Annotated in this window: 14 protein-coding genes; 8 read left to right on the forward strand and 6 right to left on the reverse strand. The window is 59.3% G+C overall.

Annotated elements, in window-relative coordinates:
• The first annotated feature begins 56 nt into the window (after positions 1-56).
• The 8 genes from LG327_RS06140 to LG327_RS06175 all read left to right on the forward strand — a co-directional run bounded on the left by LG327_RS06140 (position 57) and on the right by LG327_RS06175 (position 7,933).
• Positions 57-1,709 carry an AMP-binding protein gene (locus tag LG327_RS06140; protein ID WP_404367224.1) on the forward strand — a complete coding sequence of 551 codons (1,653 nt, stop codon included), beginning with the start codon at positions 57-59 and terminating at the stop codon, positions 1,707-1,709.
• A complete protein-coding gene (locus LG327_RS06145; protein WP_404367226.1) occupies positions 1,706-2,122 on the forward strand; it encodes a PaaI family thioesterase in 417 nt (138 codons plus the stop codon). Before LG327_RS06140 ends, LG327_RS06145 begins: the two co-directional genes overlap by 4 nt.
• Positions 2,119-2,943 (forward strand): alpha/beta fold hydrolase, encoded by an 825-nt coding sequence (locus tag LG327_RS06150; RefSeq protein WP_404367229.1) that lies wholly within the window; start codon positions 2,119-2,121, stop codon positions 2,941-2,943. Before LG327_RS06145 ends, LG327_RS06150 begins: the two co-directional genes overlap by 4 nt.
• Positions 2,944-3,097: 154 nt before the next feature.
• Complete coding sequence (locus LG327_RS06155) at positions 3,098-3,871, forward strand: ABC transporter ATP-binding protein (protein WP_404367232.1); 774 nt, start codon at positions 3,098-3,100, stop codon at positions 3,869-3,871.
• Positions 3,868-4,590, forward strand: a complete 723-nt coding sequence (locus LG327_RS06160; protein WP_404367235.1) for an ABC transporter ATP-binding protein — start codon at positions 3,868-3,870, stop codon at positions 4,588-4,590. The genes LG327_RS06155 and LG327_RS06160 overlap by 4 nt, the downstream gene beginning before the upstream one ends.
• A gap of 120 nt (positions 4,591-4,710) precedes the next feature.
• A complete protein-coding gene (locus tag LG327_RS06165; RefSeq protein WP_404367242.1) occupies positions 4,711-5,925 on the forward strand; it encodes an ABC transporter substrate-binding protein in 1,215 nt (404 codons plus the stop codon).
• A 122-nt stretch (positions 5,926-6,047) separates the two neighbouring features.
• Positions 6,048-6,935 carry a branched-chain amino acid ABC transporter permease gene (locus LG327_RS06170; protein WP_404367244.1) on the forward strand — a complete coding sequence of 296 codons (888 nt, stop codon included), beginning with the start codon at positions 6,048-6,050 and terminating at the stop codon, positions 6,933-6,935.
• Positions 6,936-6,937: 2 nt separating this feature from the next.
• Positions 6,938-7,933 (forward strand): branched-chain amino acid ABC transporter permease, encoded by a 996-nt coding sequence (locus tag LG327_RS06175; RefSeq protein WP_404367247.1) that lies wholly within the window; start codon positions 6,938-6,940, stop codon positions 7,931-7,933.
• 77 nt (positions 7,934-8,010) lie between these two features.
• On the opposite strand, the gene LG327_RS06180 is transcribed toward LG327_RS06175, so the two are convergent.
• From LG327_RS06180 to LG327_RS06205, 6 genes are read right to left on the reverse strand one after another with little or no spacing between them, the layout of a single operon-like run.
• Positions 8,011-9,699, reverse strand: a complete 1,689-nt coding sequence (locus LG327_RS06180) for an AMP-binding protein (RefSeq protein ID WP_404367250.1) — start codon at positions 9,697-9,699, stop codon at positions 8,011-8,013.
• Positions 9,700-9,739: 40 nt separating this feature from the next.
• Positions 9,740-10,330 (reverse strand): peroxidase-related enzyme, encoded by a 591-nt coding sequence (locus tag LG327_RS06185; RefSeq protein ID WP_404367253.1) that lies wholly within the window; start codon positions 10,328-10,330, stop codon positions 9,740-9,742.
• Complete coding sequence (locus LG327_RS06190) at positions 10,317-11,261, reverse strand: hydroxymethylglutaryl-CoA lyase (protein ID WP_404367256.1); 945 nt, start codon at positions 11,259-11,261, stop codon at positions 10,317-10,319. The genes LG327_RS06185 and LG327_RS06190 overlap by 14 nt, the downstream gene beginning before the upstream one ends.
• The gene (locus tag LG327_RS06195) at positions 11,258-13,255 is read right to left on the reverse strand and encodes an acetyl/propionyl/methylcrotonyl-CoA carboxylase subunit alpha (protein ID WP_404367259.1); all 1,998 of its coding nucleotides are present in this window, start codon (positions 13,253-13,255) and stop codon (positions 11,258-11,260) included. The genes LG327_RS06190 and LG327_RS06195 overlap by 4 nt, the downstream gene beginning before the upstream one ends.
• On the reverse strand, positions 13,245-14,075 hold the full coding sequence (locus LG327_RS06200; RefSeq protein ID WP_404367262.1) for an enoyl-CoA hydratase-related protein: 831 nt from the start codon (positions 14,073-14,075) through the stop codon (positions 13,245-13,247). Before LG327_RS06200 ends, LG327_RS06195 begins: the two co-directional genes overlap by 11 nt.
• A 48-nt stretch (positions 14,076-14,123) precedes the next feature.
• Positions 14,124-15,668, reverse strand: coding sequence for a carboxyl transferase domain-containing protein (locus tag LG327_RS06205; RefSeq protein WP_404369264.1), 1,545 nt, complete (start codon positions 15,666-15,668; stop codon positions 14,124-14,126).
• Positions 15,669-15,712: the final 44 nt, after the last annotated feature.

The following is a 15,712-nucleotide window of genomic DNA, read 5'->3' on the forward strand; positions in this document are numbered from 1 at the left end:
AGGTGTGCTAAATCTGATACACGAAAAGCCTACTACAAAAACAACAGGAGCTAATCATGGCCCTTCCGGAATACGCATCCGTCTACGAAGATTTCGACCCTGACCGTCTGGCTGACGAGATTCTGGACGGCAGCCTGGAGTCCGGTCTCAATATATGCCACGAGATCTGCGACAAGTGGGCGAAAGACGACCCCGAGCGGGTCGCGCTGTTCTACGAGACGCCGGATGGCGGCTCAGGCAAGCTGACCTTTGCCGAGTTGAAAGCAGCCTCTGCCCGTTTTGCCAACTACCTGGCTGCCCAGGGCATCGGCAAGGGCGACCGGGTTGCCGGCCTTCTGCCCCGCAGCCCCGAACTGCTGATCGTGATTGCCGGTACCCTGCGGGCCGGAGCGGTTTACCAGCCGCTGTTCACTGCCTTTGGCTCCGGTGCCATCGAGTATCGCCTGGAGCGGGCCAGCACCCGCCTGGTGGTGACCGACGCGGTGAACTATCCCAAGCTCACCGAGGTGAAGGATTGCCCGCCGGTAATCTGCGTATCCGCAGCCGATACCGGTGCTGAGGTTGCTGATTTTCATGAGGTTCTGGAGCAGCAGTCCGACCATTTCGAGCCGGTGATGATCACAGGCTCGGACCCCTTCCTGCAGATGTTCACTTCCGGCACTGTGGGTAAATCCAAAGGGGTTGCGGTACCGGCCAGGGCGCTGCTGTCGTTCTATGTCTACATGAAGTACGCCATCGACCTGCGGGAAGAAGATGTGTTCTGGAACGTCGCCGACCCGGGCTGGGCTTATGGTCTTTACTACGCGGTGATCGGCCCCCTGCTGATGGGACACGCCACCCACTTCAACCCGAATCCTTTCACCCCTGAGACCACTTACGACATGATCCGCAAGTACGGGATCACCAACCTCGCGGCGGCCCCCACAGCGTACCGACTGCTCAAGGCCAATGACGATGTGCTGCCGGAGGGAGAGGTCCTGGGTCTGCGCGTTGCCAGCAGTGCCGGTGAGCCGCTGAATCCCGAGGTGACCAACTGGATCAGCCGCCGTCATCACTGCGTAGTGCTGGATCATTATGGCCAGACCGAAACCGGTATGACCTGTTGCAACTTCCACGCCCTGTCCCATCCCAAAGAGGCTGGCTCAATGGGTTATTCCTCGCCCGGTCATCGGGTGGTGGCACTCAATGAAAGAAACGAGGAGGTGGGTGCCGGTGAAGTGGGGCAACTGGCGGTGGATGTGGAGGCGTCGCCGCTGTTCTGCTTTGATGGCTACACCTGGGGCGAGAAGGACCCGTTTACCGGGGGCTATTACCTGACCGGAGATATGGCCATCGCCCATGGCGACGGCAGCTTTTCGTTCAGTGGCCGTGACGACGATATCATTACCACGGCCGGTTACCGCGTAGGCCCGGCAGATGTGGAAAGCACGCTGCTGGAGCATGACGCTGTGGCTGAGTCAGGCGTGGTGGCCAAGCCGGATGAGAAACGGGGCGCTATCATCAAGGCCTACGTGGTGATCCGCTCCGGCCATGAGCCGGACGATGAAGAGGCGCTCAAGACCGAGCTGCAGGAGCTGGTCCGGCGTCGCTTGTCCACTCATGCCTATCCGCGGGAAATCGAGTTTGTCTCTGAGCTACCCAAGACGCCTAGCGGCAAGATCCAGCGCTTTATCCTGCGTAACCAGGCCAGGGAGGAACTGGAGCAATGACAGTTTCGGCGGACGAACTGAGGCGTTTCCTGACCGAGCAGTTTCCCCAGGGTGAGCGCTTCGGCACCCTGGAGCGCGCGGGGGAGGGCTGGGCCGAGATGAGTCTGACGGTGGGTGATGAGCACCTGCGGCCGGGTGGCACGGTGTCGGGGCCTACCTTGATGGCATTGGCAGACGTCGCACTCTATGCAGCGCTGCTCAGCCAGATCGGCCTTGTGCCGCTGGCTGTGACCAGCAATCTCAATATCAGTTTCCTGCGCAAGCCGGTGGCCGGACAGCCTATCGTCGCATACGCCCGCATGTTCAAGGTGGGCCGGGTACTTGGGGTGGGGGAGGTCTACCTTCGCTCCGAGGGCAGTGAAGATCCGGTGGCTCATGCCACTATCAGTTACTCCATTCCCGCGCAAAGATGAGTGGCCTCAGCATTTCGGACCAGGCAGTTGAGCTGGGTGACGGTGTCAGGCTCCAGGTCCGACACTGGCATCAGCAGCCGGCGTCGGATTATACCCTGGTCCTGCTCCATGAGGCCCTCGGCAGCATTGACCTGTGGCGGGATTTTCCCGAGCGGCTTGCTTTGGCGACGGGCCTTGACGTGGTTGCCTATGATCGCAGGGGCTATGGTCGCTCAACAGAGGAAGAGTATCCCCGGCCGCTGGATTATCTTGAACGGGAAGGGGAAATCTGGTTGCCGCGTCTGCTGGCCGCACTGGAACTGGAGAAAGTTATCCTGGTGGGGCACAGTGACAGCGGCTCCATCGTTCTGGTTGGCGCCGGCGCCATGCCCGACAGGGTCATGGGGGTTATCTCGATAGCCGCTCACTTAACCGTGGATTCGCTTACCATCAAGGGAATCCGGGAAGCTGGCGAGCGTTATCGGACAAGCGACCTGCCGGAGCGGCTTGCCCGTCGCCATGGCGAGCGTGGCAGGCTGCTTTTTGATGCCTGGCACGATACCTGGCTTGAACCCGGATTCCAGCGGCGTATGAACTTCGAGCCATGGCTGGCGAACATCCGATGTCCCGCGCTGATCATGCAGGGCGAGAATGACGAGTACGGCTTACCCGACCAGGTTTACACCATCGTGGAGCGACTCGGACAGAATGCGCGTGGCATTTTAATACCGGATGCTGGTCATTTCCCCCAGAACCAGCAGCCAGAATTTGTAGTGACCGCCATCCGTGAGTTCGTGACGCCTATAGTCGCCGACTCCCGGAATGGAAATGGTTCAGCGTGAAGTCAGACAGCCGGAACCGGTCGCTGTCATAGGACATAAAAGCTGTTAGCTCAAAGTCTAATAGCGACAGCGCCCGCTTTATATTGACGTTAACGTCAACTGCTGTTGTGATAGGGTTCTACATGAAAACAAAAATAAGAGGTGGCATGGCACCATGAGTGACCAATTAGTTCTGGAAACCCGTGGCCTGGTTAAGGAATTCAAGGGCTTCGTCGCGGTGGACGATGTCAACCTGAAGGTTGAACAGGGGCATATTCATGCCCTGATCGGGCCCAACGGCGCGGGCAAGACCACAGTATTCAACCTGCTCACGAAGTTTCTTCCGCCCACCCGGGGCAAGATTCTATTCAAGGGCGAGGACATCACGGCCATGAAGTCAGCGGCTATCGCCCGCAAAGGAGTGGTTCGCTCCTTCCAGATTTCTGCCGTGTTCCCCCATATGACCGCGCTGGAGAACGTGCGGATCGCGCTCCAGGGTTTCGCTGGCAACAGTTTTCACTTCTGGAAATCCGCCCGCACCCTTGACAGCCTGAACGAGCGCTGCATGGAACTGCTGGACTCGGTTGGGCTGGCAGAGTTCGCCGATACGCTGACTGTGGAGCTGGCCTATGGCCGCAAGCGTGCGCTGGAGCTGGCCACTACCCTCGCGATGGAGCCGCAGCTGCTGCTGCTGGACGAACCCACCCAGGGCATGGGTGGCGAAGACGTCGAGCGGGTAGTGGAGCTGGTTCGGAAGGCGGCGAAGGGCAGAACAGTGCTTATGGTGGAGCATAACCTCAGTGTGGTCAGCAAGCTGTGCGATCGTATCACCGTGCTGTCCCAGGGTTCTGTCCTGACCGAAGGCAGTTATCAGGAGGTATCCGACGATCCACGGGTGCGCGAGGTGTACATGGGCACCGCCTCGACGGCAGCGGAGGTGGCGCAATGAGTGAGGGAGTCGACAGGGATTACGAACAGCTGCGGATTTCCGGGCTGCACGCTTTCTACGGCGAATCCCATATTCTGCACGGTATCAATATGGTGGTGCGCCGTGGCGAGCTGGTGACCCTGCTGGGCCGCAATGGTGCCGGCCGCAGTACCACGCTCAAGGCCATCATGAACATGGTGGGACGCCGCACCGGCTCCATCATGATCAACGGCAATGACACCCTGGCCTGCGCGCCGCACCAGATTGCGCGCCTGGGAGTGGGTTACTGCCCCGAACACCGCGGTGTTTTCTCCAGCCTCAACGTTCAGGAAAATCTTCTGCTGCCGCCAGTGGTTCGTAGTGGCGGCATGAGTCTGGAAGAAATCTATTCAATGTTTCCCAATCTGTATGAGCGGCGGTTCAGCCAGGGCACCAAACTGTCAGGGGGGGAGCAGCAGATGCTGGCCATGGCGAGGATCCTGCGTACCGGCGCCAACCTGCTGTTGCTGGATGAGATCACCGAGGGCCTGGCACCTGTCATAGTGCAGACCCTGGCGGATGTGCTTATGAAGTTAAAGGCCAAGGGCCTGACCATCGTCCTTGTAGAGCAGAATTTTCATTTCGCAGCGCCACTGGCGGACCGTCACTACGTGATGGAACATGGCCTGATCGCTGAAGAAATCAGCAGTGATGAGCTTGCAGCCAAGCAGTCACTGCTCAATGACTATCTTGGCGTCTGACGCCTGGTAGCAGAGAACGGAACTGGCCGGAAACTGGCCCCGCAGGCCGGGAATCAGAACCGGAAGCTCCGGACCCTGATAAAGCCAAAGAGAACCAAGACACCAAACGGAGATACAACAATGACAATTATGAAAAAGCTCCTGACGTCGGCAATTGCCTCCACCATGCTTGTAAGCGGTGCCCAGGCAGCGATATCGGATAACACGGTCAAGATTGGCTACCTGGCGGACATGTCCGGAACTTATCGTGACCTGGCGGGCCCCAATGGCCTGGCGGCACTGAGAATGGCTGTGGCCGATTTTGGTGGCACCGTCAACGGTGCCAAAATTGAGGTAGACAGCGCCGATGACCGGAACAGCCCGGACGTTGCATCAAGTACCGTAAGGCGCTGGGTGGAAAATGAACAGGTCGACATGGTAGCAGGCCTGGTGGCGTCTTCGGTGAGCATCGCGGTCAGCGATATTCTTGAGGCCAACAACCGGCTGGGGATTGTATCCGGCTCTGCGGCATCCAGCATCACCAATGAGCACTGTACGCCGAACCATATCCACTATGTCTATGACACCTATCCGCTCGCCAACGGCACTGCCAGTGCCGTTGTGAAGGAGGGTGGCAAGAAATGGTTTATTCTGACGGCGGATTACGCCTTCGGTCACGCCCTCGAGGGGGACGTCACCAAAGTTGTTGAGGAAAATGGCGGCGAAGTGATCCAGACTGTGCGCCATCCTTTCCCCACTTCTGACTTCTCCTCGTTCATTCTCCAGGCGCAATCTTCCGGAGCCGACGTCGTTGCGCTTGCCAATGCCGGGGCTGACACCACCAATGCCATCACCACGGCCAATGAATTCGGAGTAACCCAGTCCGGTCAGACCCTGGCGGCTCTGCTGCTGTTCCTGACGGACGTACACGCCCTTGGTCCCAAGACTGCCCAGGGCATCCAGCTGACCACTGGCTGGTACTGGGACATGAACGATGAGACCCGTGCCTGGTCTGATCGTTTTTATGAGGCTACAGGCGCCCGTCCAACGATGGTCCACGCTGGTATCTACTCCAGTACCATGCAGTATCTGAACGCCGTCAAGGCAACCGGGTCTGATGACGCCCAGGATGTTCGGAAGCAGATGATGGCCACTCCCATCAACGACATGTTCGCCAAAAACGGCATCATTCGTGAAGATGGCCGCATGGTTCACGACATGTATCTTGCCGAAGTCAAGACACCCGAGGAATCCAAGGACGAATGGGACCTCTACAAGATCGTCCGGACCATTCCTGCCGAGGAAGCATATCGTCCGCTGTCCGAAAGCAAGTGTCCGCTCGTAACCAAAAACTGATGTTCTGACTGCAAATGCCTCTTCTCCCTGGCGCGCGCTTTGCGAAGGGGGGAAGGGGCCAACTGTCCTGATCAGATTCGCTGACCGGTTGTGCCAGCGGTAATGCCCTTGGAGTTCTCGACATGACCATGATATTGGGAGTGCCCATTGCTGTGCTTCTGGGCCAGCTGCTGCTGGGACTGATTAACGGCGCCTTTTATGCTCTGTTAAGTCTTGGCCTGGCGGTTATCTTCGGATTGCTGAAAATCATAAATTTTGCTCATGGCGCCCTCTATATGCTGGGTGCGCTTTGCACGGTGGTGATGTTTGATGCCTTCGGGGTCAACTACTGGGTGTCCCTTTTCCTGGCTCCGTTGGTGGTAGGCGCCTTCGGGGTGCTGATTGAGTATTTTCTGCTGCGCCGGATTGCGCATGAGGATCACATATACAGCCTGCTCCTCACATTTGGGGTGGCCCTGCTGATCCAGGGTGTACTGACGAATATCTACGGTGTATCCGGCCTGCGCTATTCCATGCCGGAAGTCTTTCAGGGCGGCGTGAACCTCGGGTTCATGTTCATGCCCTATTACCGGGGCTGGGTCATCCTGATGGCGCTGCTCGTGTGCTTCGGAACCTGGTTCGTGATCGAGAAGACCAAACTGGGCTCCTATCTCCGTGCTGGCACGGAAGATTCCCAACTGATGCAGGGCTTCGGCATCAACGTGCCGCTGCTGGTGAGTCTGACCTATGGCTTCGGAGTTGCCCTGGCGGCCTTTGCCGGTGTTCTTGCTGCTCCCATATACTCGGTCACTCCGGTCATGGGCTCTCACATCCTGATTGTCGTGTTTGCGGTTGTAGTTATCGGTGGCATGGGCTCCATTGCGGGGGCAGTGATCACGGGTCTGCTGATGGGCGTTATTGAGGGTTTCACCAAGGTGTTCTGGCCGGAGTTCTCATCCGCCGTCATTTTCCTGGTCATGGTCGTGGTTCTGTTAATACGTCCGTCAGGCCTGTTTGGTAAGGAGGCGTAACCATGGCCGGTTCGGTAAATCAGTCAGAAATCAGAATCAGCATGGCCCAGCAGCAGAAGTCCGCTGACCGGAAAAAGCTGATTCTCAACCTTGTACTGTTGGCACTTCTACTACTGGCGCCGGCGGTCATGTACCCGGTATTCCTGATGAAGATTCTGTGCTTTGCCCTGTTTGCGGTAGCATTTAATCTTCTGCTCGGGTTCACGGGGCTGCTGTCTTTTGGTCATGCGGCTTTTCTGGCATGCGGCGGGTACACCACCGGCTATCTGCTCTCGACCTACCCCGGCGTCACTACCGAAATGGGCATCCTGGCAGGCACAGGTGCTGCGACCCTGCTCGGACTTGCCTTCGGCCTGGTCACCATCCGCCGCCAGGGCATCTACTTCGCGATGATCACCCTTGCGCTGGCACAGCTGGTCTACTTCTTCTTTGTACAGGCCGAATTCACCGGCGGTGAGGATGGCATGCACGGGGTGCCGCGAGGCTATCTTTTCGGCCTGGTGGATCTCAGCAACAACACCGCGATGTACTATCTGGTGCTGGCGGTATTCCTGTTTGGCTACCTGCTTGTGCAGCGGACCGTGAATTCACCCTTCGGTCAGGTGCTCAAAGCCATCAAACAGAATGAACCCCGAGCCATTTCCCTGGGATATAACGTGAACTGGTACAAGCTGGTGGCCTTCGTCATGTCCTCGGGGCTTGCAGGCCTGGCAGGCTCCATGAAGACCGTGGTTTTCCAGCTGGCGTCGCTGAATGACGCCCACTGGCACATGTCCGGCGAGGTCATTCTGATGACGCTGCTGGGGGGAACCGGCACTCTGCTGGGGCCGGTGGTTGGTGCCGCCTTTGTGGTCAACCTCGAGTATCAGCTTTCCCAGGGAGCGCTTGGAGACTATGTGGACGCCATACTGGGCGCAATCTTTATCCTGACGGTCATTGCCTTCCGGTCGGGTATCGTGGGGGAGATACAGAAGTTCGTTAAGAAGAATCTAAGTTGAGGCAGGATGTTGAGCTGAAAAAAGAACCCCGGCTGGCCGGGGTTTTTTAAGAATGAATAACTGTTTCATTTAACGGGTCACTTCTTCAACCCCATCTCCTCAATGGAAATCTCCCGCATCCTGAACTTCTGGATCTTGCCGGTCACGGTCATCGGGAACTCTTCCACGAACCTGAAATGACGGGGAATCTTGAAGTGGGCGATTTTGCCCTTGCAAAAGGCCTGCAGGTCCTCGGCAGTGACGTCATCCGCCTCCGGCCTGGGCTTGACCCATGCGATCAGTTCCTCACCGTATTTCTCGTCGGGAATGCCAGTGACCTGTACCTCTAACACAGCCGGGTGGGTATAAAGGAACTCCTCGATTTCCTTGGGATAAATGTTCTCACCGCCACGGATGACCATATCCTTGATACGTCCGACGATCTGGATAAAGCCCTCTTCGTCCATCTGGGCCAGATCACCGGTATGCATCCAGCCGGCCTCGTCGATGGCTTCCCGGCTCTTCTCTTCATTGTTCCAGTATTTCAGCATCACGCTGTAGCCCCGGGTGCAGAGTTCGCCGATCTCGCCTCGCGGCAGGATAAAACCGGTCGCCGGGTCTACCACCTTGGTCTCCAGGTGTGGCTGGGTACGGCCCACCGTGGTGACCTGCTTGTCAAAGGGATCACTGGAGCTGGTCTGGGTTGATACCGGGCTGGTCTCGGTCATACCGTAGGCAATCTGCACTTCCTTCATGTTCATCCGGCCGTTGACCTGCTTCATTACCTCGGAGGGGCAGATGGAGCCGGCCATGATGCCGGTGCGCAGACTGGACAGATCGAACTCCTCGAAATCCGGATGACCCAGCTCGGCAATGAACATGGTGGGCACGCCGTAGAGAGCGGTCGCCCGCTCCCTGTGGACCGCTTCCAGTACCGCGCGCGGCTCGAAGCCTTCGCCCGGATAGATCATGGTCGCGCCATGGGTGACGCAGCCCAGGTTGGCCATCACCATGCCAAAACAGTGGTAGAGCGGCACCGGGATCACCAGTCGGTCGCGTTCGGTGAAATTCATGCTCTCCGCCACAAAATAGCCGTTATTGAGAATGTTGTGGTGTGAGAGAGTGGCGCCCTTGGGCGCTCCGGTGGTGCCGGACGTGAACTGTATGTTGATGGGGTCGTCGAACTGCAGCCTCGTCTGGATCTCATCCACCTGGGCCTGGCTGACGTCGTCCCCCCGCTTCATGAAGTCCCTCCAGGACCACATGCCTTGATGGTTCTCGGCGTTCAGGTTGATAACGCCTTCCAGTTGCGGCAGGCGGCTGGACTTGAGCTCTCCCGGCTTGCTGGCCTTGAGCTCCGGTGCCAGTTCATACAGCATGCCCCGGTAATCGGAAGCCTTGAAGCTGTCCGCAGTGACCAGGAAGCGGACGCCGGCCAGGTTAAGGGCATATTCCAGTTCATGCACCCCATAGGCCGGGTTGATGTTCACCAGAATGGCGCCCAGCTTGGCGGTGGCAAACTGGGTAATGGTCCACTCGTAGCGGTTGGGAGACCAGATGCCAACCCGGTCACCACGCTTGACGCCGAGGGCCAGAAAGGCGCGGGCGGCGCGGTTGACCTCTTCCTGAAACTGGCGATATGTCCAGCGGATGTCCTGGTGCAGAGCCACCAGCGCTTCGGTATCGGGGAACCGTGCGGCGGTACGGTCCAGCATGTCGCCAATGGTCATGCCCAGCAGCGGCTTGTCGGAGATGCCGCTGGTGTAGCTTGGTAATGTCTCGTTCATGCTTTGTCTCCGTTGTTGTTGTATTAGAGAGCCAGCGGTTTCACAAAGTCGGCTGGCGGTCCTGATTGTGATATTCCGGATTTGGTCTCATGTCGCTGGCAATGGCCACCCGGTTGGTCATGTTGTAGAAGCCGATGATATTGGCCAGGTCCCAGATTGCCCTGTCGCTGAATCCGGCCTGTCGCAGCCTGTCGGCATCAGCTTCGGTGACGGCGGCCGGATTACGGGTCAAGAGGCTGGCGTAGTCCAGCATGGCGCGATGGCGGGAGCTGAGATCGGCGCTGCGGTAGTTCATAACCAGGTGCTCGCCGAGTGCGGGGTCACCGCTCAGTGTGCGCACTGCGGCCCCATGGGCCACCAGGCAATAGAAGCACTTGTTCTCCGAGGAGACCACCACGGCGACCATTTCCCGCTCCAGCCTGGAGAGCTCGCTTTCTCCCATCATCATTTCGTTATACAGGCGGGTAAAGGCTTCGAGCTGCGTCACGCGTTGGCTGTAGGCCTTGAGCACATTGGGGATCATGCCCAGCTTTTCCTGGCAGATGTCGAAATAGCGGCGGGTTTCCGACGGCAGTGCTTCGAGCGACGGAATGGGCAGATCCAGCGCCACTGGCTGATCAGTCCTGGTCATGGGATTTCCTCTTCTGGACGTTACCGTTATCAGGGCCCGCAAGGGCCTGGCCGACTTTGGAGCCATTACGGCGTTTGAGCTGACAGGTAATCCAGGCGCCGGCGTCCACCAGCTTCTCCAGATCCACCCCTGTTTCGATGCCCAGCCCGTTCAGCATGTACAGCACATCTTCCGTGGCCACATTGCCCGAGGCGCCCCTGGCGTAGGGGCAGCCCCCAAGTCCGGCCACCGAGGCATCAATCACCGCAATGCCTTCTTCCATCACCGCGTAGAGGTTGGCGAGAGCCTGGCCGTATGTGTCGTGGAAGTGAGCTGCCAGCCTTTCCATCGGCACTTCCCGGGCCACCGCTTCCAGCATCCTTTTTGCCTTCAGCGGTGTGCCGGTACCAATAGTGTCGCCCAGCGAGATCTCATGGCAGCCCAAGGCAGCCAGATCCCGGGCCACCACTGCCACCTGGCCCGGGGAAATGCTTCCCTCATAGGGGCAGTCGATCACGGTGGATACATAGCCCCGCACCGCAATGCCTTCTTTACGGGCAGCTTCCATCACCGGACGGAACCGCTCCAGGCTCTCGGCAATGGAACAGTTGATGTTCTTCTGGCTGAAGGATTCGGACGCCGCAGCGAACACGGCCACTTCATCCACCCCCGCGGCAAGGGCATTTTCAAAGCCCCGGAGATTGGGGGTCAGTACGGAATAGCGCACTCCAGGCCGCCGCTCAATGCCGGCCATGACCTCGGCGGCGTCGCCCATCTGCGGCACCCACTTCGGTGATACGAAGCTGGCGGCTTCAATGTGACTGAGACCGGCGGTCGCCAGCCGCTCGATCAGCTCCGTTTTCACTGCCGTGGCAATCACCGGGCCGGGTTCATTCTGCAGCCCGTCCCGGGGGCCCATTTCCACCAGTCGTACGTGTTTTGGCAGGGTCATGGGGCGGGCTCCTCCTTCGGTATCTCTATGGCCAGCAGCTCATTCCCTTCCGACACCAGGTCCCCCTCGCGGAAAAAAACCTCGCTGATCACGCCATCCGCTCCCGCCTTGATGGCATGTTCCATTTTCATGGCTTCCATCACCACCAGGGTCTGGCCGGTTTTCACCCTGTCTCCGGGCTTTACGTTGAGCGCCACCACGGTGCCGTTCATCGGGGCCGTAAGGCTGCCCTCTGCCGCCAGATCTTCCGTCTCGAAAGTCTCCCGGAACAGTCGGCAAGTGAAGGTGTCGCCTTCGTGAAATAGCACCAGCTGGTCGTCATGAAGGTAGCCGTGAACGCTCAGCCGGTGGCCGTTGATCCTCGCCTGGAGATGGTCATCATCCAGCCGGGCATTCAGGCTGTAGACACTGTCTCCGACGTAGACCTGGTAGTCGTCGTCCCGCTCCAGAACCTTCAGGTCATGGCGCTCATCTCCCACCTGCAACTGCAGGGGCTGGGCGAACTCGGAGTTCATGCGCCAGCTGTTCTGGCGGCCAAAAGGTGACCAGCGGTCGGCACTTTCTGTCTGAATGGACCGGCGCTGGCGCAGTATAAACCCGGCCGCCAGAACCAGGGCCTTGTGGAGGTCCAGCTTCGGCGGAGGAAACAGCAGGTTTTGATGATCTGCGATGAACTTTGTGTTGAGTTCCTCTTCCCGGAAAGGCTGGCTGTCTGCCAGCGCATGGAGGAACCGGATGTTGGTTTTCACACCGGCGATGCGGTAATTCTCCAGGGCATGAACCAGGCGGTTGACGGCCTGTTCACGATTTTCATCCCATACGATCAGCTTGGCAATCATGGGATCGTAATGAATACTGATCTCATCCCCTTCCACCACACCGGTGTCGACCCGCACATGGGTATTTTCATCGGGTGTACGGAGGTAACGCAGGGTGCCAGTGGCGGGCAGGAAGTCCTGGTCCGGGTCCTCCGCATAGATCCGTGCTTCCATGGCGTGGCCACGGGTGCGGACCTGGTCCTGGGCAAGGGGCAGGGGCTCGCCATCGGCAACCCGCAACTGCCATTCCACCAGATCCTGGCCGGTAATCATCTCAGTGACCGGGTGCTCCACCTGCAGGCGGGTATTCATCTCCATGAAAAAGAAGGATTCGTCCACGTCATAGAGAAATTCCACGGTGCCTGCGCCCACATAGGCAATGGCTTGGGCCGCTCTGACGGCTGCTTCCCCCATGGCTTTCCGGGTCTCAGGGGAAAGCCCCGGGGCAGGTGCTTCTTCCAGCACTTTTTGATGGCGGCGCTGGACTGAACAGTCCCGCTCCGCGAGGTAGACGGCGTTGCCATGCTGGTCGCAGAATACCTGGATTTCCACGTGGCGGGGCTGGGTGAGATAGCGTTCGATGAGCATGTCCGGGTTGCCGAAGGCGTTTTTCGCCTCCCTTTTCGCTGCGGCCAGGGCTTCATCGAATTCATCGATGCTCTCCACTACCCGCATGCCCTTGCCACCACCCCCGGCGACCGCCTTTAGCAACAGGGGAAAGCCGCATTTTTCCGCCTCTGCGCGCAGTCTGTCCGGCGACTGATCGGCTTCATGGTAGCCCGGCACCAGCGGCACGCCGGCTTCTTCCATGATGGCCTTGGCGGCGGACTTTGAACCCATGGCAGCGATGGCCGAGGCGGGCGGGCCGATAAAGGCCAGATTGTTGGCCTCACAGGCCTCTGCAAACCCGGTGTTCTCCGAGAGAAAACCATAGCCCGGATGAATGGCCTGCGCGCCGCTTTTCAGAGCGACGTCGATAATCAGGTCGGTCTTCAGATAGCTCTCGCTGGACGGAGCCGGCCCGAGCCGGAAGGCTTCATCCGCCATCGCCACGTGCCGGGCGTTGCGGTCCGCATCGGAATAGACCGCGACGCAGCGTATGCCCATGCGATGTGCGGTCTGGATGATCCGGCAGGCGATTTCCCCGCGGTTTGCGATCAGGATTTTACTGAACATTGTCTTCATTCCCGTTTCTGTCAGCCTGAGTCCAGCTGGGGCGGCGCTTGTTGAGAAAGGCCCCGAGACCTTCCTGGCCCTCTTCGCCAACGCGAATATCGGCAATGCGCCGGGCGGTGTCTTCGATAAGTTCGCCATCTATGGTTTTGTGACTGACGGCAAAAATCAGTGACTTGGCGGCCTGCATGGCCTCGGGTCCGTTCTGCCTGAGTTGTTCCAGCAACTGGTCGCAGCGCTCCCACATGGCCACTTCGGTACCCTCGACCAGATGCACAAGGCCGAATGCCTGGGCTTCGACGGCGTCGAAGACCTCCGCCGAGAGGAAGTAGCGCCTGGCCTGGCGTTCACCGATGGCCCGGACCACATAGGGGCTTATCACCGCTGGAATCAGGCCCAGCTTGACCTCGCTGAGACAGAAACGGGTCTCGGGGGTGGCGATGACTATGTCGCAGCAGGCGGCGAGGCCCACGGCGCCGCCGTAGGCTGCACCCTGAACAAGGCCAATCACGGGTTTGCTCAGGGTATTGAGCCGTTCCAGTAGCCGCGCCAGCTGGCGGGCATCTTCCAGGTTGGCTTCATGGCTGTTGTCCGCCATGCGGCGCATCCAGGCCAGATCAGCTCCGGCGGAGAAATGTCTGCCTTCGGAGCGCAGAACCACGACCCGGGTGGCACCATCCTGCTCAGCTTCCTCCAGTGCCTGGATCAGCTGCTGGATGATCACGTCATCAAAGGCGTTGCGCTTATCCGGCCGGTTCAGGACCACCTCGGTAACCCCGCCGTCCAGGTGCCTGAGCAAAACCGCTGCCTCTGTGTCTTGCATGGTTGTTCTCCTGGTCTTATGTGAAAGAGAGTCACATCCGGTAAACAGTTACATCCTGAATACGCCGAAGCGTGTTGGCTTGACCGGGCGGTTGAGAGTCGCGGACAGGCTCAAAGCCAGAACTTCCCGGGTCTGGGCCGGGTCTATGACGCCATCGTCCCAGAGCCGGGCACTGGCATAGTAGGGGTGACCCTGATGCTCGTAAGTGTCTACGATGGGCTTGCGGAAATTTTCTTCCTCCTCCTTGCTCCAGGCTTCACCCTTGCGCTCGAAACCCTCCCTGCGCACAGTCGCCAGCACGCCGGCGGCCTGCTCGCCGCCCATGACGGAAATACGAGCGTTGGGCCACATCCACAGGAAGTCCGGGCTGTAGGCGCGGCCACACATGCCGTAGTTGCCGGCGCCGAAGCTACCGCCAATCAGCACGGTGATCTTGGGCACCTGAGCACAGGCCACCGCCATCACCATCTTGGCGCCGTGCTTGGCTATGCCTTCGGATTCGTACTTGCGGCCCACCATGAAGCCGGTGATGTTCTGCAGGAATAGCAGGGGTATCTGGCGCTGGCAGCAGAGCTCCACAAAGTGGGCACCTTTCTGGGCGGACTCGCCGAACAGGATGCCGTTGTTGGCGATGATGCCCACCGGATAGCCATGAATATGGGCAAAGCCGGTAACCAGGGTCTGGCCGTAGAGGCGTTTGAATTCGTCGAATTCCGAACCGTCGACGATCCGTGCAATCACGTCCCGCACATCAAACTGCTTGCGCAGATCCGTGCCCACGATGCCGTAAATTTCCTCGGCGCTGTAAAGAGGGCTTCTGGGTTCCTGCAGCGTGATATCCGCCGGCTTGCGGCGGTTCAGGTTGGCGATGCTGCGCCGGGCGATTTCCAGGGCGTGGCGATCATTCTCGGCGTAATGGTCCGCTACTCCGGAGATTTTGCAGTGCACATCTGCGCCACCCAGGTCCTCGGCGCTGACTACCTCGCCGGTTGCGGCCTTCACCAGGGGCGGGCCCGCCAGGAAGATCGTGCCCTGGTTGCGCACAATAATGGACTCGTCCGCCATAGCCGGCACATAGGCGCCACCAGCGGTGCAAAGTCCCATCACCACAGCGATCTGTGGGATGTCCTGGGCGGACATGTGGGCCTGGTTATAGAAGATGCGGCCGAAATGGTCCCGGTCGGGAAAGACTTCGTCCTGACGGGGCAGGTTGGCGCCGCCCGAATCCACCAGGTAGATGCAGGGCAGGCGGTTCTGCAGGGCGATTTCCTGGGCCCGCAGGTGTTTCTTGACCGTCAGCGGGTAGTAGCTCCCCCCCTTCACCGTGGCGTCGTTGGCGATGATCATGCACTCAGTGCCTGACACCCGTCCGACCCCTGCGATCACACCCGCGGCAGGCACGTCTTCATCGTAGACCTGGTAGGCTGCCAGCTGGGAAATCTCCAGGAATGGCGAGCCGTCATCCAGCAGCTGGTTGATGCGCTCCCTTGGCAACAACTTGCCGCGCGCCAGATGACGCTCCTGGTACGCCGGGCCACCGCCGCGCTGGATTTCCGTCACCTTTTCCCGCAGGTCGGCTACGGCGTCGGCCATGGATTGGTACTTGGTCTGAAACTCGTCAGACCGCGGGTTTACCT

This window comes from Marinobacter sp., assembly GCF_044799475.1.
In the GTDB taxonomy this organism is placed as follows: domain Bacteria; phylum Pseudomonadota; class Gammaproteobacteria; order Pseudomonadales; family Oleiphilaceae; genus Marinobacter.

Bases quoted from the DNA above. Each gene is read 5' to 3' on its own strand.
- LG327_RS06140 (WP_404367224.1), top strand. From the start codon at position 57: ATGGCCCTTCCGGAATACGCATCCGTCTACGAAGATTTCGACCCTGAC.
- LG327_RS06145 (WP_404367226.1), top strand. From the start codon at position 1,706: ATGACAGTTTCGGCGGACGAACTGAGGCGTTTCCTGACCGAGCAGTTT.
- LG327_RS06150 (WP_404367229.1), top strand. From the start codon at position 2,119: ATGAGTGGCCTCAGCATTTCGGACCAGGCAGTTGAGCTGGGTGACGGT.
- LG327_RS06155 (WP_404367232.1), top strand. From the start codon at position 3,098: ATGAGTGACCAATTAGTTCTGGAAACCCGTGGCCTGGTTAAGGAATTC.
- LG327_RS06160 (WP_404367235.1), top strand. From the start codon at position 3,868: ATGAGTGAGGGAGTCGACAGGGATTACGAACAGCTGCGGATTTCCGGG.
- LG327_RS06165 (WP_404367242.1), top strand. From the start codon at position 4,711: ATGACAATTATGAAAAAGCTCCTGACGTCGGCAATTGCCTCCACCATG.
- LG327_RS06170 (WP_404367244.1), top strand. From the start codon at position 6,048: ATGACCATGATATTGGGAGTGCCCATTGCTGTGCTTCTGGGCCAGCTG.
- LG327_RS06175 (WP_404367247.1), top strand. From the start codon at position 6,938: ATGGCCGGTTCGGTAAATCAGTCAGAAATCAGAATCAGCATGGCCCAG.
- LG327_RS06180 (WP_404367250.1), bottom strand. From the start codon at position 9,699: ATGAACGAGACATTACCAAGCTACACCAGCGGCATCTCCGACAAGCCG.
- LG327_RS06185 (WP_404367253.1), bottom strand. From the start codon at position 10,330: ATGACCAGGACTGATCAGCCAGTGGCGCTGGATCTGCCCATTCCGTCG.
- LG327_RS06190 (WP_404367256.1), bottom strand. From the start codon at position 11,261: ATGACCCTGCCAAAACACGTACGACTGGTGGAAATGGGCCCCCGGGAC.
- LG327_RS06195 (WP_404367259.1), bottom strand. From the start codon at position 13,255: ATGTTCAGTAAAATCCTGATCGCAAACCGCGGGGAAATCGCCTGCCGG.
- LG327_RS06200 (WP_404367262.1), bottom strand. From the start codon at position 14,075: ATGCAAGACACAGAGGCAGCGGTTTTGCTCAGGCACCTGGACGGCGGG.
- LG327_RS06205 (WP_404369264.1), bottom strand. From the start codon at position 15,668: ATGGCCGACGCCGTAGCCGACCTGCGGGAAAAGGTGACGGAAATCCAG.